General features: G+C 71.4%; 20 protein-coding genes. 3 read left to right on the top strand and 17 right to left on the bottom strand.

The window, feature by feature from the left end; translation table 11 throughout:
- Positions 1 to 47: 47 nt before the first annotated feature.
- The 4 genes from araD to ACLZOT_RS04525 form a co-directional block, all read right to left on the bottom strand.
- Positions 48 to 1,781, bottom strand: a complete 1,734-nt coding sequence (gene araD, locus ACLZOT_RS04540) for an L-arabinonate dehydratase (RefSeq protein WP_416967383.1) — start codon at positions 1,779 to 1,781, stop codon at positions 48 to 50.
- Positions 1,778 to 2,689, bottom strand: coding sequence for a dihydrodipicolinate synthase family protein (locus ACLZOT_RS04535; protein ID WP_416967382.1), 912 nt, complete (start codon positions 2,687 to 2,689; stop codon positions 1,778 to 1,780). The genes araD and ACLZOT_RS04535 overlap by 4 nt, the downstream gene beginning before the upstream one ends.
- The gene (locus ACLZOT_RS04530) at positions 2,686 to 3,342 is read right to left on the bottom strand and encodes a GntR family transcriptional regulator (RefSeq protein ID WP_416967381.1); all 657 of its coding nucleotides are present in this window, start codon (positions 3,340 to 3,342) and stop codon (positions 2,686 to 2,688) included. Before ACLZOT_RS04530 ends, ACLZOT_RS04535 begins: the two co-directional genes overlap by 4 nt.
- 120 nt (positions 3,343 to 3,462) lie before the next feature.
- Positions 3,463 to 4,224 (bottom strand): MBL fold metallo-hydrolase, encoded by a 762-nt coding sequence (locus ACLZOT_RS04525; protein WP_416967380.1) that lies wholly within the window; start codon positions 4,222 to 4,224, stop codon positions 3,463 to 3,465.
- 251 nt (positions 4,225 to 4,475) lie between these two features.
- Between ACLZOT_RS04525 and ACLZOT_RS04520 the strand changes: the two genes are divergently transcribed.
- Positions 4,476 to 6,086: an MFS transporter gene (locus ACLZOT_RS04520; RefSeq protein WP_416967379.1), complete on the top strand. Its 1,611-nt coding sequence runs from the start codon at positions 4,476 to 4,478 to the stop codon at positions 6,084 to 6,086.
- Positions 6,087 to 6,281: 195 nt separating this feature from the next.
- On the opposite strand, the gene ACLZOT_RS04515 is transcribed toward ACLZOT_RS04520, so the two are convergent.
- The 8 genes from ACLZOT_RS04515 to ACLZOT_RS04480 form a co-directional block, all read right to left on the bottom strand.
- On the bottom strand, positions 6,282 to 7,490 hold the full coding sequence (locus tag ACLZOT_RS04515; protein WP_416967432.1) for a TerD family protein: 1,209 nt from the start codon (positions 7,488 to 7,490) through the stop codon (positions 6,282 to 6,284).
- A 162-nt stretch (positions 7,491 to 7,652) separates the two neighbouring features.
- Positions 7,653 to 10,613, bottom strand: coding sequence for a S8 family serine peptidase (locus tag ACLZOT_RS04510; RefSeq protein ID WP_416967378.1), 2,961 nt, complete (start codon positions 10,611 to 10,613; stop codon positions 7,653 to 7,655).
- A 139-nt stretch (positions 10,614 to 10,752) separates the two neighbouring features.
- Positions 10,753 to 11,745 carry a zinc-dependent alcohol dehydrogenase family protein gene (locus tag ACLZOT_RS04505; protein WP_416967377.1) on the bottom strand — a complete coding sequence of 331 codons (993 nt, stop codon included), beginning with the start codon at positions 11,743 to 11,745 and terminating at the stop codon, positions 10,753 to 10,755.
- Between the two features lie 31 nt (positions 11,746 to 11,776).
- Positions 11,777 to 12,601: a carbohydrate ABC transporter permease gene (locus ACLZOT_RS04500; RefSeq protein ID WP_416967376.1), complete on the bottom strand. Its 825-nt coding sequence runs from the start codon at positions 12,599 to 12,601 to the stop codon at positions 11,777 to 11,779.
- Positions 12,598 to 13,509 carry a carbohydrate ABC transporter permease gene (locus ACLZOT_RS04495; RefSeq protein WP_416967375.1) on the bottom strand — a complete coding sequence of 304 codons (912 nt, stop codon included), beginning with the start codon at positions 13,507 to 13,509 and terminating at the stop codon, positions 12,598 to 12,600. Before ACLZOT_RS04495 ends, ACLZOT_RS04500 begins: the two co-directional genes overlap by 4 nt.
- Positions 13,506 to 14,843 carry an ABC transporter substrate-binding protein gene (locus ACLZOT_RS04490; RefSeq protein ID WP_416967374.1) on the bottom strand — a complete coding sequence of 446 codons (1,338 nt, stop codon included), beginning with the start codon at positions 14,841 to 14,843 and terminating at the stop codon, positions 13,506 to 13,508. The genes ACLZOT_RS04495 and ACLZOT_RS04490 overlap by 4 nt, the downstream gene beginning before the upstream one ends.
- Positions 14,844 to 14,888: 45 nt before the next feature.
- On the bottom strand, positions 14,889 to 15,659 hold the full coding sequence (locus ACLZOT_RS04485; RefSeq protein WP_416967373.1) for a DeoR/GlpR family DNA-binding transcription regulator: 771 nt from the start codon (positions 15,657 to 15,659) through the stop codon (positions 14,889 to 14,891).
- Positions 15,660 to 15,953: 294 nt separating this feature from the next.
- Positions 15,954 to 16,763: an NAD-dependent epimerase/dehydratase family protein gene (locus ACLZOT_RS04480; protein WP_416967372.1), complete on the bottom strand. Its 810-nt coding sequence runs from the start codon at positions 16,761 to 16,763 to the stop codon at positions 15,954 to 15,956.
- Positions 16,764 to 17,014: 251 nt separating this feature from the next.
- Here ACLZOT_RS04480 and ACLZOT_RS04475 point away from each other — a divergent pair, with 251 nt between their 5' ends.
- Together ACLZOT_RS04475 and ACLZOT_RS04470 are read left to right on the top strand one after the other, a co-directional pair.
- Entirely contained in the window at positions 17,015 to 17,959 is a 945-nt protein-coding gene (locus tag ACLZOT_RS04475) for a 5-dehydro-4-deoxyglucarate dehydratase (RefSeq protein WP_416967371.1), read from the top strand.
- A complete protein-coding gene (locus tag ACLZOT_RS04470) occupies positions 17,956 to 19,116 on the top strand; it encodes a hypothetical protein (protein WP_416967370.1) in 1,161 nt (386 codons plus the stop codon). Before ACLZOT_RS04475 ends, ACLZOT_RS04470 begins: the two co-directional genes overlap by 4 nt.
- Positions 19,117 to 19,238: 122 nt before the next feature.
- On the opposite strand, the gene aac(3) is transcribed toward ACLZOT_RS04470, so the two are convergent.
- From aac(3) to ACLZOT_RS04445, 5 genes are all read right to left on the bottom strand, one after another.
- Positions 19,239 to 20,087, bottom strand: a complete 849-nt coding sequence (gene aac(3), locus ACLZOT_RS04465; RefSeq protein WP_416967369.1) for an aminoglycoside 3-N-acetyltransferase — start codon at positions 20,085 to 20,087, stop codon at positions 19,239 to 19,241.
- 58 nt (positions 20,088 to 20,145) lie between these two features.
- Positions 20,146 to 20,700, bottom strand: a complete 555-nt coding sequence (locus tag ACLZOT_RS04460; RefSeq protein WP_416967368.1) for a TetR/AcrR family transcriptional regulator — start codon at positions 20,698 to 20,700, stop codon at positions 20,146 to 20,148.
- A gap of 146 nt (positions 20,701 to 20,846) precedes the next feature.
- Positions 20,847 to 21,713, bottom strand: coding sequence for a carbohydrate ABC transporter permease (locus ACLZOT_RS04455; RefSeq protein ID WP_416967367.1), 867 nt, complete (start codon positions 21,711 to 21,713; stop codon positions 20,847 to 20,849).
- The gene (locus tag ACLZOT_RS04450) at positions 21,703 to 22,674 is read right to left on the bottom strand and encodes a carbohydrate ABC transporter permease (protein ID WP_416967366.1); all 972 of its coding nucleotides are present in this window, start codon (positions 22,672 to 22,674) and stop codon (positions 21,703 to 21,705) included. Before ACLZOT_RS04450 ends, ACLZOT_RS04455 begins: the two co-directional genes overlap by 11 nt.
- A gap of 1 nt (position 22,675) precedes the next feature.
- The gene (locus ACLZOT_RS04445) at positions 22,676 to 23,962 is read right to left on the bottom strand and encodes an ABC transporter substrate-binding protein (protein WP_416967365.1); all 1,287 of its coding nucleotides are present in this window, start codon (positions 23,960 to 23,962) and stop codon (positions 22,676 to 22,678) included.
- Positions 23,963 to 24,106 lie beyond the last annotated feature (144 nt).

The following is a 24,106-nucleotide window of genomic DNA, read 5'->3' as shown; positions in this document are numbered from 1 at the left end:
CTTTCTCCACAGGCGTGCGGATGCCTGGTCGTACCGTGCGGGGTGGTTCAGCCGGCGTACGGGTCCTGGACCTTGCCGGGGCGCGCGAGGAACTCGAAGTCGCAGCCGGTGTCGGCCTGCGTGATCTGCTCGTTGTAGAGGGCGCCGTAGCCGCGCTCGTAACGGGTGGCGGGCGGCGTCCAGTTCGCCCGGCGGAGCGCCAACTCGTCGTCGTCCACGTCGAGTCGCAGGCTGCGGGCGGCGACGTCCAGCGTGATGGTGTCGCCGGTGCGGACCAGGGCGAGAGGGCCGCCGACGTACGACTCGGGCGCGACGTGCAGGACGCAGGCGCCGTAACTCGTGCCGCTCATCCGGGCGTCGGAGATCCGGACCATGTCGCGGACGCCCTGCTTGAGCAGGTGGTCGGGGATCGGCAGCATGCCGTACTCGGGCATGCCCGGGCCGCCCTTGGGGCCGGAGCCGCGCAGGACCAGGACGCTGTCGGCGGTGATGTTCAACGCCGGGTCGTTGATGGTCCGTTGCATCGTCTTGTAGTCGTCGAAGACGACCGCGCGGCCGGTGTGCTTGAGGAGGTTCTGGTCGGCGGCGATGTGCTTGATGACCGCGCCGTCGGGGCAGAGGTTGCCGCGCAGGACGGCGACCCCGCCCTCGGCGGCGACCGGGTTGTCGCGGGGGCGGATGACGTCGTCGTTGTGGACGACGGCGCCGTCGAGCTGCTCGCCCAGCGTCCCGTTCACCGTGGGCCTGTTCAGGTGCAGCAGGTCGGTGATGCGGGACAGGAAGGCGGGCAGGCCGCCCGCGAAGTAGAAGTCCTCCATCAGGTAAGTCCGGCCGCCGGGGCGGACGTTGGCGAGGACCGGGACGGTGCGGGCGATGCGGTCGAAGTCGTCGAGGGTGAGCTTGATGCCCGCGCGGCCCGCCATCGCGATGAGGTGGATGACCGCGTTGGTGGAGCCGCCGAGCCCGAGCACGGTCGTGACGGCGTCCTCAAACGCCTCGCGCGTCAGGATCGTTGACGGCTTCAGCCCGGTCCAGGCCAGCTCGACGGCCCGGCGTCCGGAGGCGGCGGCCATCCGCTCGTGCGCGGAGTCGACGGCCGGGATCGAGGAGGCGCCCGGCAGCGACATGCCCAGGACCTCGGCGGCGGCGGTCATCGTGGACGCCGTACCCATGGTCATGCAGTGGCCGGGGCTGCGCGCCAATCCGCCCTGGAGTTCCCGTAGTTCACAGTCCGTCAGGTTGCCGGCGCGGTGCTCGTCCCAGTACTTCCACATGTCGGTGCCGGAGCCGAGGGTCTCGCCGCGCCAGTGCCCGGGCAGCATCGGCCCCGCGGGGACGAAGAGTGACGGTACGTCAGCGGAGGTGGCGCCCATCAGGAGGGCGGGCGTCGACTTGTCGCAGCCGCCGAGCAGGACCGCCGCGTCGACCGGGTACGACCTCAGCAGCTCCTCCGTCTCCATCGCGAGGAGGTTGCGGTAGAGCATCGGGGTCGGCTTCTGGTAGGTCTCCGAGAGCGTGGAGACCGGGAATTCGAGGGGGAAGCCGCCCGCCTGCCACACGCCCCGCTTGACCGCCTCGGCGCGCTCGCGCAGGTGGACGTGGCAGGGGTTGATGTCGGACCAGGTGTTGAGGACGGCGATCACCGGGCGGCCCCGGTACTCCTCGGACTCGTAACCCAGCTGGCGCATACGGGCGTTGTGCGACCAGGTGCGCAACTGGCCATCGGTGCCGTACCACTGATGGCTCCTCAGGTCTTCGGGTGCTTTGCGCGGCGCGTTCACAGGGACCACCCGGCGGCTATCGCGGCGACCTCGGCGCGCTCGTCCTCGGGCAGCGTCCGGCTCGGCGGGCGCACCTCCCGGCGGCACAGGCCGAGTGAGGCCAGGGCCTCCTTGACGACGGTGACGTTGTTCGCGGAACCGTTGGCCGCGCGCAGTTCCTCGAAGCGCCGGATCTGCTCCCAGACCTTCATCGCGGCCGGGTAGTCCCCGGAGCGAAGCGCTTCGATCATGTTCAGCGAGACGGCCGGGGCGACGTTCACCAGCCCCGACGTGAAGCCCGTCGCACCGGCCGAGAAGTAGGAGGGCGCGTACGGCTCGGCGAGCCCCGCGACCCACACGAACCGCTCCAGGCCCGCGTCCCGCGCGAACGCCGCGAACCGGGAGGCGTCCGGGACGGCGTACTTGACGCCGATCACGTTCGGGCAGGCGTCCGCGAGTTCGGCGAGCCGCTCACCGCGCAACTGCGCGTTGCGGACGTACGGGACGACGCCCAACTCCGGTACGGCCCGGGCGATCTCCCGGTGGTAGTCGACCCAGCCTGCCTGCGAGACGTACGGGTGCACCGGCTGATGGACCATCACCATGTGGGCGCCGAACGCCCGTGCGTGGCGGGCGGATTCGACGGCGCTCGGGATGTCGTGGCCGACGCCGACGAGCACCGAGGCGCGGTCACCGACCTCTTCGAGGGTCAACTCCGTGATGCGGCGCCGTTCTTCGGGGGTGAGGGTGTAGAACTCCCCGGTGTTGCCGTTGGGGGTGAGCGTGGTGATCCCGCCGTCGAGGAGGCGGTGCAGCAAGGAGCGGTAGACGGTCTCGTCGAGGCCGCCGTCCTCGGCGAACGGGGTCACCGGGATGGCGACGACGTCGGCCAGGGCCGTGCGCTGGGTCTCGAACGCCACGTTGCTCATTCCTGACCTTCCTGGTTCGCCTCGTGGGGGAAAGCCCGCTCGACGAAGGATCCGATGTGGGCGTGCAGGGCGCGGGCCGCGCCGTCCGCGTCGCCGGCCAGGGCGAGCCGCAGGATCTCGCGGTGCTCGCCCGCCTCGCGCTCCCAGGACGGCGACGCCGCCCACGCCACGGCGGAGACCAGGGCGGCCTGGTCGCGGACCTCGTCGAGCATCCGGCCGAGCAGCGGGTTGCCGCACGGCAGGTACAGGGCGCGGTGGAACTCCCGGTTGGCGAGGGAGCGTTCGGCGGTGTCGCCGGCCTCGTCGGCGCGGGTCAGCGCGGCGCGGGCGGCGTCCAGGGAGGCTCCCCGGCTCACCGTCCTGCGCAGCGCCTCCGGTTCGAGCAGGAGCCGTACGTCGTAGACCTCGCGCGCCATGTCCGCGTCCACCATGCGCACCGTGACGCCCTTGTACTGGCTCATCACGACGAGACCGGTGCCGGCCAGGGTCTTGAGCGCCTCGCGCACCGGGGTCTTCGACACCCCGAAGTGTGCGGCGAGTTCGGTCTCCACCAGGGCCTGACCAGGCGTCAGACGCCCGGTGAGGATGCGGCGTTTGATCTCCTCCAGGACGTACTGCGTCCGGGAGGGGATCGGCGTGGGCACAGAGGTCATGCGCGCCTCTCGGAAGTCGCGTATCTGATCTCGCGTATCGCGTCTCATATATGACGTACGAAGTACGACGCGTTGAAGGTAGGGAGGGGGTAAGCGTTTCGTCAATGCTTCTGACAGAAGTCAGAACCGGAACGTCTCACCCTCACGTGCCATGCGGGTGGGTCCGCCGAAGGCCAGCGCGGCGCGGCCGGTCGCCGTCTGCCGCTGGAGCGTCGGCCCGATGTGCGTGACGAGCAGCTCCCGTACGCCCGCCTTGCGCGCCGCCTCCCCCGCGTCCTCCGGTGTCATATGCGCCTGTTCGCCTTCGTGATGCCGGTCGTGCTGGTCGATGTCCGCCTCGCACAGCAACACGTCGGCTCCCGTGGCGAGTTCGGTGAGCGCGTCGCAGGGGCCCGTGTCCCCCGAGTACGCCAGGACGCTGCCCTGGCACTCCGCGCGCAGCCCGTACGCCTCCGTGTCGTGCCGGACCGCCCGGGCGGCCAGGCGCAGGTTCCAGTGCCGGACGAGGAGGCCGTCGTACAGCGGCCTGAAGTCGAGGATTCCGCTGAGGAAGCGGACGTCGGCCCTGCCGAGGAAGCCGGCGACCCTGAGCGCGCAGTCGCGGGGCGCGTACACCGGGATCGGCGCGGCCGGGGTCATGCCGCCGAACGCGAACGCGTACACCGCGGCGAGGAGGTCGGCGCTGTGGTCGGCGTGCAGGTGCGACAGCCAGATCGCCGTCAGCCGGCTCGGGTCGGTGTGCCGCTGCAACTCCGCGAACGTCCCCGGACCGGCGTCCACCCACACCTCGGCGCCGCCGCCACGCAGGAGGTAGCCCGAGCAGGGGCGGTCGGGGGCCGGGTGGGGTGAGGCGGTGCCGAGGACTGTGAGGCTCAGGGGCATGGGTCGGAGGGTACGGGTGGGGGTGGTGGGGCGTCCGGGGATCGGTGGGATCTACGGCGGGGGCAGGGGGTGGAGAAGGGGGTGGAGAAGGGGGTGGAGAAGGGGGTGGGGAAGGGCCTCGTAGCCCCCGGGATGTACCCGGGTACCCCTCGGGAGCCACCCGGGCCTCAGTGGCGTCCCCGTCCGGGTCCTCGTACCTAAGGCCGATGCCCGATGTCGTACCCCCCTCCTTAGACCCACGATGACCAGGCATGACGACAACCACCTGGGCCGTCCTGCGGAACCGCGACGCGGCCCTCTACCTCACCGGCGTCGTGGTCTCCGGGTTCGGGACCTCGGCGCTCTGGCTGGTCTCCGGCGTGTGGGTCAAGGACCTCACCGGATCCGACGGGCTCGCGGCGCTGTGCATGCTGGCGATGTGGGCGCCGACGCTCGCGGGGCCGCTGCTCGGCGCCCTCGCGGACCGCCTCCCCCGCCGGCCCCTCCTCATCGCCTCCAGCCTCTTCCTCGCCGCGCTCCTCCCGGTCCTGCTCACCGTCGACTCCCCCGGCCTCGTCTGGCTCGTCCTCGGGGTCCTCCTCGTGTACGGCGCGACAGGGGTCGTCAACGATGCCGCCGAGGCGGCGCTCGTCGCGGGCACCCTCCCGACGGCACTCCTCGGCGACTTCAACGGGCTGCGGATGGCGATCACCGAGGGCATGAAGCTGGTGGCACCGTTGGCGGGGGCGGGGCTGTACGCGGTGTACGGCGGGCCTGCGGTGGTGTTGCTGGACGCGGGGACGTTCGTGGTGGCGGCGGGGATCTACGCGGGGTTGCGGACGGGAGCGGGTGAGGCTTCCCGGGAACGGACAACGCCGGGGCCGGTGGCGGGAGTCGGGCGGACGACCGGGGCGAAGGGCGGGGCGCGCTCACTTCCCGTACGGGCGAGGAGCGCCGGGGGTGCGCTTCCCCCAGGGGCGAGAGGAAAGGTGCGGTCCCTGCTCACACGGGCGAGAAGGACCGGGGGCTCGCTTCCCGCGCGGGCGAGGAGAACCGTGCGCTTGCTTCCTGGACGGGCACGGGACGCCGGGCACGTGATTCCCGGGCGAGCGCGGGACGCCGGGCTCCCAACTCCCGAGCAGGCACAGGCCCCCGCATACTCACCTCCCAGTCAGCCACAGGACTCCGCGCACCCGCTTCCCGAGCACGCCCAGAACGACACACCCCCACTTCCCCCACAGGCAAAGCGAGTTGACCACCCCCGCCCCCACCGACGCCCCCTCCGCCAACTCCTCTCCCCCGCCTCCGCCGGCGCCCGTCACCTCTGGGCCCACCCCCGCCTCCGGCCCCTCGTCCTCGCGGGCGGCTTCTCCATGCTCTGTGCCGGGCTGAACGGCGCGCTGCTGTACGCGGTGATCGACGGCCTGGGCCACTCCCCTTCGTTCGCGGGGGTGTTGTACGCCGTGCAGGGAGCCGGCTCCGTGAGTGTCGGGCTGCTGTCGGGGCGGGCCCTGCGGTGGCTCGGGGAGAGGAGGTTCGCGGCGTGGGGGATCGGGGTGACGGCGGTCGCAGTGGCCTTGCGGGCGGTCCCGTCGGACGCCGTGGCGTTCCTGACCAGTGCGGCGATCGGCGCAGGGCTGCCGTGCGTCCTGATCGCCACGCTGACGGCCGTACAGCGGGAGACACCGGACGAGATGCTGGGCCGGACGGTGGCCACGGCGAACACCCTGGTGTACGCACCGAACGTGATCGGCCTCGGTGCGGGCGCGGCCTTGGTCGAACTGGTCGGCTACCGCCCGGTGTTGGTCGCACTCGGAGCGGCGTGGCTGGGAACGGCACTGCCGCTGCTGCGGGCCGGGGGCACCAAACAGCACGCGAGGTGAGGGAAGGCCGGAGGGAGACCCACGCTCCCGCTACGCAGGGGAAGCGTTCCCCGCATTGCGACCACGGTCAGCTCGACGGCACCGGCACAACCGAAGGCGCTCCAGCCGGCCTCCGCAAGCCCTCCGAAGCCCCGGGCGGACCCCCTGCGCGCCCCCGCAGGAGGTGCCCCGCCCGGAGCGGGAACCCGGCGTGTCCTACAGCGCCTGTCCCGCCGGCTTCACCATGTTCCGGACCGTCCGTGCCTTCACGAAGTCGCCGATCGCCGTCATCTCCCACTCGCCCGTGAACTGCCGGATGAGCTTGGCCATCATCACCCCCGTCTGCGCCTCCGCGCTGGTGAGGTCGAAGCGGACGAGTTCCTCGCCGCTCGCGGCGTCGATGAGGCGGCAGTACGCCTTGGCGACCTCCGTGAACTTCTGCCCGGAGAAGGAGTTGACGGTGAAGACGAGGCCGGTGACGTCCTGCGGGATACGGCCGAGGTCGACGACGATCACCTCGTCGTCACCGCCGCCCTCGCCCGTGAGGTTGTCGCCGGAGTGCTTGATCGAGCCGCCGAGGATGGACAGCTTGCCGAAGTAGCAGCTGTCGACGTGGTTGCGCTGCGGCCCGTACGCGATGACGGACGCGTCGAGGTCGATGTCGCGCCCCCGGTAGGCCGGTTCCCAGCCGAGCCCCATCTTGACCTGGGCGAGGAGCGGCTGACCGCCCTTGACGAGGGACACGGTCTGGTTCTTCTGGAGGCTGACGCGCCCCTTGTCGAGGTTGATCTTCCCGGCGCCGGGCGGCGGCGCGGCCGGCATCGGGGGCGCGGCGGCGGGCGGCGGCGTCGAGGCGACGGCCCGCGTGGGGGCGGGCGCCACAGGCGCAGGCGCGGGCGCGGGTGTGGGCGTGGATGCGGGCGTCGGCGCGGGTTCCTCCACCGTCACGCCGAAGTCCGTCGCGATGCCCGCGAGCCCGTTCGCGTACCCCTGTCCCACCGCGCGGGCTTTCCACGCGCCGTTGCGGAGGTAGATCTCGACGATGACGAGGGCGGTCTCGGCGCCGAGCTGGGGCGGGGTGAACGTCGCGATGACGCCGTTGTCGTCGGCGCCCCGGATCGTCGCGGTCGGTTCGATGCCCTGGAAGGTCTGGCCCGCCGCGTCGGGGCTGGCGGTGACGACGACCTTCTCGATGCCGGGCGGGATCACGGCCGTGTCGACGATGATCGCGTCGGGCGCGGAGCCGCCGCCGGAACGGTAGGTCACCCCCGGGCCGGCGGGCTGGTTGTAGAAGATGAAGTCGTCGTCCGAGCGCACCTTGCCGTCGGCGGTGAGCAGCAGGCCCGAGACGTCGAGCCGCACGGGCGCGGAGACGTCCACCGTCACTCTCGCGACGGGGAGAGGGATGTTCGAGCCGGGGGTCATAGCGGTCATGCCGGGTGAACGAACGAGACCACTTTGCCGTTCCCTTACCCGCTCTCCTGTCCCACCTTCACCCGGACGGGCGATCTCCGGCCGTGCGACGGAAGCGGCCCCGCCCCCTGGAACTCCCGGGAGACGGGGCCACCCCTGCTCAAGGACGGAGCGTCAGTTCAGGCTCACCACCGTCCCCGCCCCGTTCGCGTACTCGACCCACCCGGTCGACCGCGCGCCCGTGCCGACCCCGTTCCAGGCGGCCGTCACCTTCACCGGCGTCCCCGGCGTGGTGGTCGCCGAGGCGGGCGTCACGGACAGTGACCCGGCGGGAACCGATCCACTCCCGACCGCGTTGAACTGGTACGAGTACGTCGTCGTCCCGGGCGTGCTCGTACCGGCCTCCTGGATGACGGCGACGAGGTAGGTCCCCGCCTCCGGCTTCGTCAGCACGGCGTTGGCGACGCCCTGCGCGTCGGGCAGCGCGACGGCGGTGTCGACGAGCTGTCCGTCGACGATCCGCCCGTACACGAACCCGGTGACCCCGGTGCTCGCCCCGAACCGCACGGTGATCTCGGCGGCCTTGGTCCCGGCGGGCACGGCTGGCAGGTAGTCGACCTCGTCGGCCCCGGTCAGCGTCCCGCTGTCGGGCGTGGCGGAGACCGGCCCGGTGGGCGTCGCGGTGAACGCGGAGGCGGCCGAGGTCACCTGGTAGGCGACCTGCCCGGCGGCGCCGGTCCCGGTCACCCGCGCGGGCGCGCGGACGGCCTGCGGGGTGACGACGATCGGGCTGCGGACGGCCGTACGGCCGGAGGTCCAGGTCAGGGACCCGGTGTCGGCGACCCCGACGGGCGCGGTGGTGACGTCGAGCTTGACGGTGAACGTCTTGCGCTCACCCGGCCGGGTGAACCGCAGCGTGGACGGCGTCACCGTCGCCTTGACGCCCGGCAGGTCGACGGAGGCCCGGTAGACGCCCGGGGTGACGGCGGTCACCGTACGGGTCACGGTCTGGCTGCCGACGAGGTCCCCGACGGCGATGGACGCCGAGTTGAGGTCGCTGGCGTCGATCGGCTTCGCGCCCGTGCCGGTGTCGATGCCGAGGCCCTCCAGGTAGCGCAGCCAGTCGCGCTCGGCTGAGTCGTAGACGAGCCCGGGCCGCAGCATGCCCCACGCGGAGACCTCGCCGGCGCCCTGCGCGAAGACGTCCTCGCTGGTCTTGCCCTCGGGCGTCAGGGTCGGTGTGGTGGTCGTCATCATCGCCGACTTGATCGCCATGGGCGACCACTTGGGGTGCAGCGCGAGGTAGATCGCCGCGAGCCCGGTGATGTGCGGCGCCGACATCGACGTACCGGAGTAGAAGTCGAAGTCGTGGCCCCGGTTGGACGGCGGGGCGACGGCCGCGAGGATCGTCACGCCCGGCGCGGAGATGTCCGGCTTGAGGATGTCCCCGTTGTTCTGGAGCGAGGGCCCGCGCGAGGAGAACCCGGCGACCTGCGGGTAGGGGATGTCCGCGCCGCCGGTGACGAGGGAGGCCGTCGCGCCGGCGCCCGCCGCGTAGGTGCGTACGGTCGTGGAGTCCGGGACGTTGAGGTGCACCGTCGGGAGGCTGTGCGAGTCGCCGTCGGTGCTGCCCTGGGAGACGTTGACGAGGACGAGGCCGACGGCGCCCGCGCGCTTGGCCTCGGCGGACTTGGCGACCCGGTCGACGACACCCCGGTCGCAGACGACGAGTTTGCCCGCGGCCAGCGCCGGGTCGAGGGTGTCCGGCGCGCAGACGGCGGCGTCGGCGGCGCTCGCGCCCGCGTTCTTCACGGCCGTCGAGCGCACGAGCGGCGCGGGGCCGACCGTACCCGTCAGCGTCGTGCTGATGCCGGTGTAGCGCTCGCCGTTGCCGAGGACGACGGTGCCCTTGTACGGCTCGATGGTGCTCGCGGCGACGGTCGTCGTCCACGGCGCGATGTTGTCGAGGGTGCTCGCGCCGGGGCCTGAGTTGCCGCCGGAGGTGGAGATGAAGACGCCGGCCGCGGCGGCGTTGCGGAACGCGATCTGGATCGGGTCGTCCACGGGGGACTCGGAGCTGCTGCCGATGGAGTAGTTGATGACGTCGACGCCGTCGGCGGTGGCCTGGTCGATCGCGGCGACGATGTCGCTGGTCAGGCCGCCGGACTGGGTGCCGTCCTTGCTCTCCCACAGGACCTTGTAGACGGCGATGGCGGCGCCCGGCGCGACGCCGGAGATCTTGCCGTAGGAGCGGCCGTCGATCGAGGCGGGCACGTTCGTGTTGCCGGCCGCCGTGGAGGCGGTGTGCGAGCCGTGGCCGCCGCCGTCCCTCGGGGACATGTAGTCGGCGCGGTTGGCCTCGGGGACCCACTCGCGCCAGGCGTCGCCGTACTGGCGGGCGCTGATGACCTTGCGGTTGCAGTCGGCGGCCGTGAACTCCTCGCCTGCCTCGCAGGTCCCGGTGAAGGTCGCGCCGTCCGTCTTGCGCATGACGGTCGTCGTACCCCTCAGGTAGGGGCGGTACTTGTCCCAGGCCGGGGGCTTGGCGGCGGTCAGCGCGGGGGCGGCGAAGGAGGCGCTCTCGGGCCAGATGCCGGTGTCGAGGTCGCCGATGACGACGCCCTTGCCGGCGTTGGCGGTGCCGCCGAGCGCCGACCACAGGCCCTTGCGGCCGGAGAGGTGCAGGTAGTCGACGGAGTTCTTGTCGTCGGTCGCCTGGTGGATCCGGTCGGGCGTCACGGAGACGACGCCCTTGGTCGCGGAGAGCTTGAGGATCTGGGCCGGAGTCAGCTTCGCGGAGAAGGTGTTGGTGGTGACGGAGTAGTGGCGGGCGACCTTCGCGCCGACCTTCTTCGCCGCCGCGTTCTGCTCGTCGACGAGGTGGGTGCGGTAGCGGCGGGCCTCGTCGGTGGTGACGTCGACCTTCTCGCCCGCCTCCGGCTTGGTCGCGGGGATGCCCTCCACGCCACCGTCGTAGGTGGCGATCGGCTGGTCGGTGAGGGTGACGAGATAGCGGCCGGATATGGAGGCCGGGGTATCTGCCGTATCGGCTGCGGCAGTCGGCGCCGCGAGGGGCGCGGCGGCCAGGAGCAGGGCGGCGACGGACACGCCGACGGTCGTTGGTCTTCGGTTCACGAAGTCCCCCCAGAGACAAGGAGGAAAGGGATTCGCCCTTTCCATGAGTCGTGCGGGAAGTCGCCAACCGCCTTGTGGCGGTTGGCGGTTCATGGTGCACAGGGTGCGGCCGGAAAGGGAATGGTGCCTGCCGAATCCCCTACCGTGGTACTACGACGACCTTGCGCCCCACACCCTTCGCGAACTGCTCCAGCGCCTGTGGGTAGTTCTCCAGCGGCAGCCGGTCACTGATGAACACGTCCGGGTCGAGCACCCCGCCCGCGAACAGCTCCGCCGCCCGCTCGAAGCTGTGCAGCACGGCCATCGACCCGGTGATGGTGATCTCCTGGTTGTAGATGCGGTACGGGTCGATGGTGACCCGGGTCGCGTAGTCGGCGACGCCGAACTGGAGGAACGTGCCCGCCTTCGCGACGCGCCCGAGCCCGTCCTGGATCGCCGCCGCGTCGCCGGTCGCGTCGACGACGACGTCCCAGCCCTGGGGGCGCTCCAACTCGTCAGCGTTTTCCGCCGACTTGGAGACGCCGAGCAGCCTCGCCGTCTCCAGCCGCGCCGGGTTCACGTCGACGACGTCCACGCTCGCCGCGCCGGTCCGCTTGGCCAGCTCCAGCATCATCAGCCCCATCGTCCCGGAGCCGTAGATCAGGACGTGCGCGCCGAGGCGGGCGCGCAGCACGTCGTAGCCGCGCACCGCGCAGGACAGCGGTTCCACGAGTGCCGCGTCCTGGGTGCGGACATGGTCCGGGAGGCGTACGCAGTTGGCGACCGGGGCGAGGGCGTAGCGGGCCGCTCCGCCGGCCGTGGTGACGCCGATCGCGGCCCAGCGTTCGCAGAGGTTGTTGCGGCCGGTACGGCAGTACGCGCACTCGTGGCAGTACAGGGAGGGGTCGACGGCGACCCGGTCGCCGATCCTCAACTCGGTGACCTGGGAGCCGAGTCCGACGATCTCGCCCGCGAACTCGTGGCCCGGCACGATCGGCAGGCTGGGCGCGAACTCGCCCTGGAGGATGTGCAGATCGGTGCCGCACAGGCCGCAGGCGGCGACCTCGACGACGACCTCGCGGGGGCCTGGTGTGGGGTCGGGGACCTCGGTGACGACGGCGCGGCCCACGGACTCGATGACGGCGGCCTTCATGTCGCGGCTCCCAACTCACGTGCGTGGATGTTCATTTGACGGCTCCCAGCGACAGGCCCTGGACCAGCTTGTCCTGCGCCGCGAACCCCGCCGCCAGCACCGGCAGCGAGATGACGAGCGACGCGGCGCACACCTTGGCGAGGAACAGCCCCTGGCTGGTGATGAACCCGGTGAGGAAGACGGGCGCGGTCTCGGCGACGACCCCGGTCAGCACCCGCGCGAACAGCAGTTCGTTCCAGCTGAAGATGAAGCAGATCAAGGCGGTCGCGGCGATCCCGGGCAGCGCGATCGGCGCGACGACCCGCAGCAGGACCGTCGGCAGCCGCGCCCCGTCGACCCGGGCGGCCTCGATCACGGCGACCGGCACCTCGGACAGGAAGGACTGCATCATCCACACGGCGATCGGCAGGTTCATCGACGTGTAGAGCAGGACCAACAGCCAGATGTTGTCGAGGAGTTCGGTGTTCTTGGCGAAGAGGTAGATGGGCAGCAGTCCGGCGACGACGGGCAGCATCTTCGTCGACAGGAAGAAGAACAGCACGTCGGTCCACTTCCGCACCCGCCGGATCGACAGCGCGTACGCGGCCGGCAGCGCGAGCAGCAGCACCAGCAGCGTCGAACTCACCGACGCCACCGCCGAGTTGATCAGCGACGGCCAGGGACTCGCCCCACCGCCGACGCCGAAGAAGTCCCGGTAGCCGTCGAGCGTCAACGCGGCGGTGAAGGAAGGCGGGTTGGTCGCCGCGTCGCTCTCGGAGTGGAACGACGTCAGCGCCATCCACGCGATCGGCAGGAAGAACACGATCCCCAGGAACCAGGCCAGCAGGCCGAGTCCCTTGCTGCGTACGGCGTTCACGCGCGCGACACCTCCTCGCGGAACAGGGACGACACCACGCGCAGCGCGAGCGTGGCGATGATCAGGGAGCCGATGACGACGAGGACGCCGGCGGCCGAGGCGAGCCCGTTCTCGTGGGCCTGGTAGAAGCTCTGGTACACGGTGTAGGGGAGGTTGGCGGTGCCGAGGCCGCCGGAGGTGATGGTGAAGACGGCGTCGAAGTTCTGCACGATGTAGATCGAGCCGAGCAGCGCGCCGAGTTCGAGGTAGCGGCGCAGGTGGGGCAGCGTGAGGTACCGGAACACCTGCCAGTCCCCGGCGCCGTCGACGCGGGCGGCCTCGATCTGTTCGCGGTCGCGGCTCTGGAGCCCGGCGAGCAGGATCAGCATCATGAACGGCGTCCACTGCCACACGAGCGCGGCCTCGACGGCGAGCAGCGGGGTGTTCGAGATCCAGTCGGGCCGCGGTCCGCCGACGTAGTGCAACAGGCCGTTGAGCAGGCCGTATTCGGGGTTGTAGAGGACGTGCTTCCACAGCAGCGCGGCGGCCACCGGCACGACCAGGAACGGGGCGATGAGCAGGGTGCGGACGACGCCCCGGCCCTTGAAGCGGCGGTCGAGCAGCAGGGCGAGCGCGAGGCCGATGAGGAGGCTGGCGATCACCACGGACGCCGTGAGCAGGACGGTCGTCCACACGGAGTGGCGCAGGTCCGGATCGGTCAGCACCTGCTGGTAGTTGTCGAGGCCGGTGAAGCCGCGGGCGTCGGGGTAGAGGGCGTTCCAGTCGAAGAAGGAGATCACCACTGTTGCCACGAACGGCAGTTGGGTGACGACGATCATGAAGACCAGGGCGGGGAGCAGGGGCGCGCGGGTGGACCAGGCGCGCAGGCGCGGGGCAACTCCGGCCGGCCGTACGGACATCGCGGTCATCGTCCCTCGTACTCCTCGGAGACCTGTTCGGCGAGCCGCTGGGCCTTGCGCAGCGCCGAGTCGACGGACTGGCGGCCCGCGATGGCCGCGCTGATCTCCTGCGAGACCTTGGTGCCCAGGTCGGTGAATTCGGGGATGCCGACGAACTGGATGCCGGGCGCGGGGCGTTGCTGGACGCCGGGGTCGTTCGGGCGGGCCGCCTCGATGGCCTCGCGGGTCATCTCCTGGAAGGCGGCGGCGGATCGGCGGTACTGGGGGTAGGTGTAGGTGGAACTGCGTTTGCCCGCCGGGACGTTGGCCCAGCCGATCTGTTCGCCGACGAGCCGCTCGTACTGCTTGCCGGAGGCCCAGGAGATGAACTTCCAGGCTTTGTCGGCGTTGTGGGACGCCTTCTCCATGCCCCAGGCCCAGGTGTAGAGCCAGCCGGAGGCGTCGGTCTTCTCGACGGGTGCGGGGGCGTAGCCGATCCTGCCCTTGACCGGGGAGCCGGCGGCCTCCAGGGAGCCGGCGGCGGAGGTGGCGTCGTACCACATGGCGGTCCTGCCCTGGGTCATGTTGTTGAGGCATTCGGCGAAGCCGGACTGGGCGGCGCCGGACTCGCCGTGGTCGCGGACCAGGCCGACGTAGAAGGAGACGGCCCGCCGCCACTCCGGGGAGTCGAGGCGGGCTTTCCAGTCCTTGTCGAACCAGGTGCCGCCGAAGGTGTTGACGACGGTCGTGAGGGGGGCCATGACCTCGCCCCAGCCGGGCAGGCCGCGCAGGCAGATGCCCTTCATGCCGGGTTCGGCGCCGTCGAGCCGCGCGGCGAGGTCGGCGACCTGGGTCCAGGTGGGGCGGGCGGGCATGGTGAGGCCGTGGGCGGCGAGGAGGTCCTTGCGGTACATCAGGAAGGAGGACTCGCCGTAGAAGGGCTGGCCGTAGAGCTTTCCGTCGTCGCCGGTGAGGGAGGTGCGCATGGGGGCGAGGACGTCCTTCTCGTCGTACGCGGGGTCGTTGGCGAGGTAGGTGTCCATGGGGTGGAGCCAGCCGTTGCGGGCATAGATGGGGATCTCGTAGTTGGAGAGGGTGGCGACGTCGTACTGGCCGGCCTGGTTGGCGAAGTCCTGGCTGATCTTGTCGCGGACGTCGTTCTCGGGGAGGACGGTGAAGTTGACCTTGATGCCGGTCTGTCGCGTGAAGTGGTCGGGGGTGAGTTTCTGGAGTTCGGTCATCTGGGGGTTGTTGACCATCAGGACGTTGATGGAGTCGCCGCCGGAGCCGGAGCCGCCGGCACCGGTCCAGCAGCCGGTCAGGAGGAGGAGGCCGAGAGCGGACAGCAGACTGGGGACGCGCATGGGACGCTCCCTGGGGATCGATTGCGTATGAACTGAGTCGGTTGTTCAGACCCGCAGGACCTGCGGTCCCATCAGCGAGTACCGGTGCGCCTCGCTCGCCGGCAGCGCGGTGCTCGTGACGATCGTCTCCACCGCGCCCACCTCGGCGAACCGGCAGAAGCTGACCGCCCCGAACTTGGTGTGCACGCCGGTGAAGACGACCCGGCGCGCGGCGCGCACCGCCTGGGCCTTGACCTCGGCGACGGCCGGGTCGGGGGTGGTGAGTCCGTGCTCGCGGGTGATGCCGTTGGCGCCGAGGTAGGCGAGGTCGACGACGAAGCCGGCGAGCATCTTCGTCGTCCAGTGGTCGACGGTGGCGAGCGTCCCCGCGCGTACGCGCCCGCCGAGCAGCAGGACGCAGACGTGGTCGGCCGTCGCGAGCGCGCCCGCGACGGGCAGGGAGGCGGTGACGACGGTCAGCGCGCGGTCGCGCGGCAGGGCCTCGGCGATGAGCTGCGGGGTGAAGCCCTCGTCGACGAAGACGGTCTCGGCGTCGCCGAGGAGCCCGGCAGCGGCGGCGGCGATGCGACGCTTCTCGGGGAGGTGGCTGGTCGCCCGGAACGCGAGCGTCGTCTCGAAGCCTGCGCTCTCGACGGGGTAGGCGCCGCCGTGGGTGCGGCGGACGAGGCCGTGGTCCTCCAGGGCGCGCAGGTCGCGCCGTACGGTCTCCTTGGCGACGCCGAGGTCGGCGGCGAGGGCGGTGACGTCGACGGAGCCGGTGGCGCGGGCGACGCGCACGATCTCGCGCTGGCGCTCCTCTGCGGTCCTCTGATCCATGCCGACCACCTCCGGGATCCCTCGGTGCCCGTTCGGGCTCACAGCGGCCCATCAGGGCCCGTGACGGCCCATCAGGGGCTCGCGGGGCCCGTTCGGGCTCTCGGGGGAAGTTCTACCGGCGGGGCGGTGCGCTGAACAGGTCCGTCACGCGTCCGATGCGGCCCGTTCGGGCCCGTCGTCTTCGGGCGCGTGCCCGCTCGGACCTGCGCGGGCCCGCCGGACCGGGCGGGGCGGGTGCCCGAATGGGCTGCGGGCGGGCCCGTTCGGCGCCCGCCCGCATGATCCCGTGGGGGGTCAGTGCGGCCAGATCGGCGGATCCGTCACGAAGCCGCCGCCGAGGTAGGCGTGCGCCTCGTTGCCCTCCTGGAGCTCCCCCTGCTCGGCGATCAGCTTCTCGGCGTACGGCTCGGAGTCGTCCTGCGGGTCGTAGCCCAGCGCCCGCGCGGAGGTGAGGTCCCACCACAGGCGCGTGTTCGCGGACGAGCCGTGGACGACGGTGTGGCCGACGTCCTCGGCGGTCAGCGCGGCGTGCAGCAGGCGCGCGCCGTCGGCGGGGCTCATCCAGATCGACAGCATCCGCACCGAGGTGGGTTCGGCGAAGCAGGAGCCGATGCGCACGGAGACCGTCTCCAGGCCGTGCCTGTCCCAGTAGAGCTGGGCCAGGTCCTCGCCGAAGGACTTCGACAGGCCGTAGAACGTGTCGGGGCGGCGCGGTGTGTCGACCGGGATCAGCGGGTCGCCCTCGCGCGGGCGCGGGGTGTAGCCGACGGCGTGGTTCGAGGAGGCGAAGACGATCCTGCGCACGCCCTCCGCGCGCGCGGCCTCGTACAGGTTGTAGGTGCCCTCGATGTTTGCCTTGAGGATCTTCTCGAACGAGGATTCCAGGGAGATGCCCGCGAGGTGGACGATCGCGTCGACACCCCGTACGGCGTCCCTGAGGGCGTCGCGGTCGGCGAGGTCGGCGGTGATCGCGCCGGGGTCGCCGTCGACCGGGACGAGGTCGAGGCAGCGCAGGTCGTAGCCGTACGCCGGGAGCAGGCCCCGCATCAGGGTGCCGAGGCCGCCGGCGGCGCCGGTGAGCAGGACGGTGCGCGGAGCGGGCATCCTCGGGTTCTCCTCCGGGGCGAACGAGTGGGCGCATGCGTGATCGATATTCACATGCTTGGACAAAGTAGGTTTCCCGTCGCCCCTCGTCAAGAGGGCACGGAGTCGCGAGATCCGCTCCCCGGGCCGCCTCCGCACGCTTGACCCGCCACAACAGGGCTCCTTAGAGTGGTCACGTTCATGAATATGTACGTCGATCAGAAGTGTGACCGCCTGTCTGTGAGCGGTCGCCCGACCGCCAGGGAGAGCCCGTGCCGACCGCCCCTCTCGCCGACCGCCTCACCGCCCCCACCGGGCCCCTCTTCTTCCCCGTCACCGCCTACGCCGCGGACGGCTCCCTCGACCTGGACGCCTTTCGCGCGCACGTACGCGCGGGCGTCGACGCCGGCGCGGCGGCCGTCTTCGCGTGCTGCGGCACCGGCGAGTTCCACGCGCTCGACCTGGACGAGTTCGAGGCGTGCGTGCGCGCGGCCGTCGAGGCGACCGACGGGCGCGTGCCGGTCGTCGCGGGCGCCGGGTACGGGACACGGCTCGCCGTCCGGTACGCGCGCGCCGCGCACGAGGCCGGCGCCGACGGGCTGCTCGTCCTGCCGCCCTACCTGGTCGTCGCCGGACAGGAAGGGCTGCTGCGGCACTACCGCGAGGTGGCCGCCGCGACCCCGCTGCCGGTGATCGTCTACCAGCGCGACAACGCCGTCTTCACGCCCGAGACGGTCGTCGAACTCGCCCGCACGGAAGGCATCGTCGGCCTCAAGGACGGGTACGGCGACCTCGACCTCATGCAGCGCATCGTCAGCGCCGTACGGACCGAGGTCCCCGGGGACTTCCTGTACTTCAACGGCCTGCCGACCGCCGAGCAGACGCAGCTCGCGTACCGCGCGCTGGGCGTCACCCTGTACTCGTCCGCCGTGTTCTGCTTCTCCCCCGACCTCGCGAACGCGTTCCACCGCGCGCTGCGCGAGGGCGACGACGACACCGTGAACCGGCTCCTCGACGGGTTCTTCCGGCCGTACGTCGAACTGCGCGCGCAGGGGCGCGGGTACGCCGTCTCTCTCGTCAAGGCCGCCGTGCGCATGCGCGGGCTGGACGTCGGGGAGGTCCGGCCGCCGCTGCACGAGCCGGCCGAGGATCATGTGAAGCGGCTCGCGGAGCTGATCGAGCGCGGGCACGCGCTGCTGGAGGAGGAGACCAAGTGAAGGCGTCGACGTTCGTCTACCCCTGGGACGTCAACGGCGATCCCGAGGCCCCGGCCCGGATCGCCTCGCTCGGCGTGGAGCAGGTGACGCTGGCCGCCGCGTACCACTCGACGCGCGCCCTGACGCCGCGTCACCCGCGCCACCGCATCGTCACCGCCGAGCACGCGGCGGTCCTGTACGGCCCTGACGCGCGCTGGGAGGGCCGGACCCTCCGCCCGTACCCCGCCGGGGACTGGGCGCCCTCAGAAGCCTTCTCAGCGGCCGCCGAGGCCCTCTCCGGGGCCGGCCTGGAGATCCACACCTGGGTCGTCCTCGCCCACAACTCCCGCCTCGGCGCCGAACACCCCACCACGTCCGTGGTCAACGCGTACGGCGACCGCTACCCCTGGGCGCCCTGCATCGCGCAGCCCGACACGCGCGCGTACCTGATCGACCTCGCCGCCGAGGCCGCCGTACGCCCCGGCGCCGCCGGCACCGAGCTGGAGTCCCTCGGCTGGTACGGGCTCCAGCACCTGCACGCCCACGACAAGACCGGCGGCGTGCCGCTGGGCGACGCGGGGCTGTACCTGATGGCCCTGTGCTTCTGCGCCGTCTGCCGCGAGGGGTACGCCGCGCAGGGCGCCGACCCCGACGCGCTCGCCGCCGCCGTACGCCAGGCCCTGGAGCCCCTGTGGAAGGGGGCGCACGAGGACGAAGGCTGGACGGGCGTCGAGAAGCTGCTCGGCGAGGCGTACGCGACGGCCACGCGCGCGTGGCGCGACGAGCGGGCCCGCACGCTCCAGGAGGCCGCCGTCAGGGCCGTCCGCGCCGCCGCCCCGGCCGGTTTCCAGGTCCTCCTGCACGCCGACCCGGTGACCTACCACGTCGGCGCGAACCCGGGCGTCGACCCCGCCCACATCCTCTCCGTCGCCGACGGCGTCGTCGTCCCCTGCGCGGGCGGGCCGGAACTCCTGTCCCCCTTCGCCGACACCGGCCGGCAAGCCGTCATCGCGGCGAACTTCGGCATCGTCTCCGCGATGGGGGGCCGCCCCGGGGACCTCGCGGACGACGTCGCCCGCGCGCGGGCGCTGGGGGCGACGGAGATCCGGCTGTACCACGCGGGGCTCGCGTCGGACGCGGACCTGGAGGTGACTCGGGGGGCGTTGGCCCGGCGCTGAGGGCGGACGGGGGCGCGCGCCGGAACCCCCACCGGTCCCGGTGCGCCTCCTGACGGGCGAGGCGCTCACGCGCGGGCGCGCGCCGGCCCTCCCCCCGACGCTCCTGGAGTCCCGGCCGCCCCCTACCCCGCCAGCTTCCCCTCGATCCACGCGCGCGCGAAAGCGACCGCCTCCCCCGCCTCGAACAGGTAACTCTCCGCCGCCCCGACCTCCCCCCGCCGCCCGATCCCCGCCGCGAGCATGTCCCGCGCGATGACCGCGAACGGCTCCTCCCCCTCCGGCACCACCGGCGTGTAGTCGAACGCCCCCTCCTGCGAGTCGATGTCGTGGAAGCGGCGCCAGACGCGGCGGCCGTCCTCCAGGACCGGCTGCTCGTAGTCGACGTACCGCTTGCCGGGGGCCTCGGCGAGGGCCTCCGCGTGGTGGAGGAGGGTCAGGGTGTCGAGGGGGGCGCCGAGCAGCAGGACCCGGCCGCCCAGCGCGACCAGCTTCGCGAGAGGGGTGCCGGGGCCGTGGGGGTCGTTCCAGGGGTGGTCGGCCATGAGGGCGTCCGCCGCCGCGCCGAGGGCCGCGAAACTGACGTCCGGGTGGCGGCTGCGGACGGCCCCGGGCAGACGGCGCAACGCCTCCGGCAGACGGCCGTTGCCGTGGTCGGCCTCGCTCAAGTCGGCGTCGTACGCTGGGTGTTCGGCCCGCAGGGCGTCCTGCCACTCCTGCGGCCAGGTCACGGACTCGTAGGGCGGCGCGTCGTTCCAGCCGCAGGTCACCATGAGGGTCCCGGCCGGTCCGACGACGTCCTGGAGCGCCCCGATCACGGTCGGCGGCCCGCCCGGCACGTACCCGATGGCGGACATCCGGGTGTGGAACATGACGACGTCGCCGCGCCCGAGGCCGAGCGCGGCCAGGTCGCGGCTGATGCGGCTGCGGGTGACCGGGCCACCGGAACGCTTGAGCAGGGCCATCTCGTCCATGCCGGCGAACCTATCGCCGGGCCGTGCGGGCGGCGCAAACGAGTTTCGCCCCGTACGGCTACGCCCGCATCCCCGCCACCAACACCCCGACGTACCGCTGTACTTGGCCCTCACCGGGCCCCAACTCCGCGGCCGTGGCGACCCCGTGGGCCAGCAGCAGGACGTCGACCGTCGACAGGTCGCCCCGCAGGAACCCGGCCACCCGCGCCCCCTCGACCAGCCTCCCCGCGGCCTCCTTCATCCGGGTGCCGCAGACGCTGGCGTTCGCGTCGGTCACGGCGGACCCCAACAGGGCGCGCATGCCCCGTACTTGGATGGTGACGACGCAGAGTTCGTGGAGCCACTCCGCGAGCGCCCGGTCGGGCGGCAGGGCGGCGCCCAGTTCGTCGGCGCGCACCGCGAGCGCCTCCATACGGTCGAGGTACGCCGCCTCCAGCAGGGCCTGGCGGGTGGGGAAGTGGCGGTAGAGGGTGCCGGAGCCGACGCCGGCGCGCTTGGCGATGTCGTCGAGGGACGCGTGCTCCCCGTGTTCGGCGAACGCCTCGGCGGCGGCCCTCAGCAGGCGTTCGTAGTTGCGGCGGGCGTCCGCGCGCATGGGCTTGGCCTGCGTCATCCGGTAACTCCTCGCGCGCCGGGGGCTGTCTCCACCGTACGTATTGTGCCGAGCCCGGACGTAGTACGCCGAACACGGACCGCGTACGGCGTCGGCTCAGGCGACACGCCCCCGGCACCAAGAAGGCGCCCCCGTCCGCGCGGCCCTCACATCTTCGTCGCCCCCGCCGCCAGGTCCCGCAGGAAGTGCCGCGCCCCGATGAGGAACACGACGATCAGCGGCACGACGCTCATCAGCGCCCCGGCCATGACCAGCGAATAGTCCGCCTGGTAAAGGACGTTGAGGTTGGCGAGCGCCACTTGGAGCGTGACCTTCTCGGGGTCGATCATGACGACGAGCGGCCAGATGTACTCGTTCCACAGCCCGATGAACGTGAAGATGCCGAGGAACGCGAGCGCGGGCCGGAACATCGGCAGCGCGACCTGCCAGTACAGCCGGAAGAACCCGGCCCCGTCGATGCGCCCGGCGTCGAGCAGCTCGTCCGGCAAGGAGTTCTCCGCGTACTGCCGCATCCAGAAGATGCCGAACGCGTTGGCCGCGCCGGGGATGATGAGCGCCTTGAGCGACCCGGCCCACCCGAACTCGGCCATCGTCACGAACTGCGGGACGAGGGAGAGCTGGGCCGGGATCATGTACGTCATCAGCAGCATGCCGAACATGAACCGCTTGGCCGGGAAGTCGTACTTGGCGAACGCGAACGCCGCGAGGGAGTCGAAGAACAGCACGAGCGCCGTTCCGACGACCGCGACGACGACCGTGTTGAACAGCGACCCGAAGAAATCGACCGAGTCGACGACCCGCTTCATGTTGTCGAGGAGATGCGGCCCCGGCACCAGCTTCGGCGGATAGCGGTAGATGTCCTGCGTCGTGCCGGACGCCATCACGACCAGCCAGTAGAAGGGGAACAGCGAGACCAGCACACCCAGCAGGAGGACGGCACGGACGGCGATCCGGGTCAGCCGGCTCCCCGACCCGATCGCGAGTCCGGCGCTCTGCCTCTCGTCAGCGGCCACGGCGCGACCCCCCGTCCTGACGCCCGGACACCAGACGCCAGTTGACGATCGTGAACACCGCGATGATCGCGAAGAGCACCCACCCCATCGCGGCCCCGTACCCGAACTGGTGGTCCTTGAACGCCTTTTGCCACAGGTACAGCACGATGGTCATCCCTTCCTGACCCGGCCCGCCGGTGGTCCCGACGTCGTCGGTCTGGAACAGCACCTGCGACTCGGTGAAGATCTGGAGCCCGTTGATGGTGGAGGTGACGGCGGCGAAGAGGATCACGGGCCTCAGCTGCGGTACGACGACCCGGAACAGGGTCTGCCAGCTGTTCGCGCCGTCCATCCGCGCCGCCTCGAAGTGTTCGGTCGGGATGGCCTGGATCCCGGCGAGGAAGATGAGCGCGTTGTAGCCGACCCACCGCCAGATGATCATCAGCGAGATCGCCGACTTGATCCCCCACTCGGAGGACAGCCAGCCCACCCCGCCCAACCCCACCGACTTGAGGCCCGAGTTGAGGAGCCCGGTCTGCGCGAACACCGACCCGAAGACGATGGTCATCGCGACCATCGAGGTCACGTTGGGAATGAAGTACGCGACCCTCAGCGCCCCGCCGAACCGCACCTGCGAGTGCAGCAGGAACGCGAGCACCAGCGCCAGGAACAGCATCGGCACCGTCGAAAGGAGCCAGATCTCGAAGGTGTTGAGGACCGAGTGCCAGAACACCGAGTCCTGGAGCAGCCATCCGTACTGCTGGAGCCCCACGAACCGCATGTCCCCGATCCCGTCCCAGTCCTGGAAGGACAGGTACAGCGAGAACACCACGGGGAACGCCCCGAAGACGGCGAACAGCACGTAGAACGGCGCGATGGCGAGCCACGGCCCGAGATGACGCCGGGGCCCGCCGGGCGCGGTGGACGACGTACGGCGCACCAACGGCCGTTTGCGGGCGGCCTGTTCGGCGACGGCGGCCATGTCAGCTCACCCCCACTCTGATCAGCGCGGACTCGGCGCTGTCGACGGCGTCCCGCCAGGCGCGCTCGGGGTTCTTGCCGAGCGTCTGGACGTTGGTCAGCTCCTGGAAGAACGGGGTGTTCGCGATCTCCTCGTACGGGCTGAAGTAGAGGACCGGCGCCTTCTGGGCCGCCGGGCCGAAGACGTCGATGGGCCGCTGGCCGCCGAAGAAGGGGTCGGCCTGGTGCATGGCGGGGTTCGCGTACGCGGCCGGGGTGGTGGGGAACAGGGCCGCCTCCTGGTAGGACTTGAGCTGGTTGGCGGGGCTGAGCAGCCAGGTCAGGAAGGCGAACGCGCGCTCCGGCTCCCGGCAGTAGCGGGTCAGCGTCATGTACGAACCGCCGTAGTTCGCCGGCCCGTTGGGCATCGTCGTCAGCCGCCAGAGCCCGGTCGTCTTCGGCGCGGTGTCCTTGAGGCCGTTGATCGCCCACACGGCCGTCGTCATGGTGGCGATGCGGTTGCCGTTCATCGCGGCGTTGTAGTCGGGGGTGCCGTCCGAGACCCGGGCGGCGAGGCCCTGCCTGAGGATCTCGACGGCGGTGTCCCAGGCGCGGCGGACGTGCGCCTGATCGCCGATGAACCGGTTGCCGGAGTCGACGAACTGCTTGGTGCTCTGGAGCATGGCCTGCTGGAAGATGTTGCCGATATTGCTGACCAGGTACGGGCCGTTGCCCGCACGCAGCTTCCTGCCGGCCTCGATGAACTTCTCCCAGGTCGACAACTCCCGCGCGACGTCGGCGGGTTCGTACGCGATCCCCGCCTTCTGGAAGAGGTCGCGGCGGTAGTACAGGGCGGTCGGACCGGCGTCGAGCGGGAAGCCGATCATGCGGCCCGACGGGGTGAAACAGCTCTTCCACTTCCAGTCGAGGTACTGGCCCTGGACCTTCTCCGCGCCGTAGTCCCGCAGGTCGAGGAACTGGTCCTCGTCGGGGAAGAACGTCGCGAGGTTGTCGGAGTTCGCGACGGTGATGTCGGGGACGTAGGCGCGGGCGGCGAGGCTGGTGCGCACCTTGGAGTCGATCTCGCCGGACGGCATCTGCGCGCCGCGCACCCGCAGCCCCGGTACGCCGGGGACCGCGTCGCGGGCGGTGGCGAGGAGCTTCTCGCTCAGAGCGCCCTTCCAGTACCACAGGCTCAGGTGGTCGGTGCCCGCCGAGGCCGAGCCGCTGCTCGCCCCGCAGCCGGACAGGCCCAGCAGGGCCCCGCCGGCGCCGCCGAGGGAGACCCCGAGGAGGCGTCTGCGGGACATCGTTCGGTGTTCCATCACGAGCGGCTCGCTTTACGAGGACGAGGAAGGCAACGAAGACAACGATGTCGATGCCCTCGTGAACGTTCCCGTGAACGTTCACGGGAACGTTGCCGTTGAGTATTGGGGCGGCCGAAAACCAGTGTC

It is taken from the genome of Streptomyces sp. 4F14 (assembly GCF_048159485.1).
In the GTDB taxonomy this organism is placed as follows: Bacteria; Actinomycetota; Actinomycetes; order Streptomycetales; family Streptomycetaceae; genus Streptomyces.
This window is presented reverse-complemented; position numbering and strand designations above follow the sequence as displayed.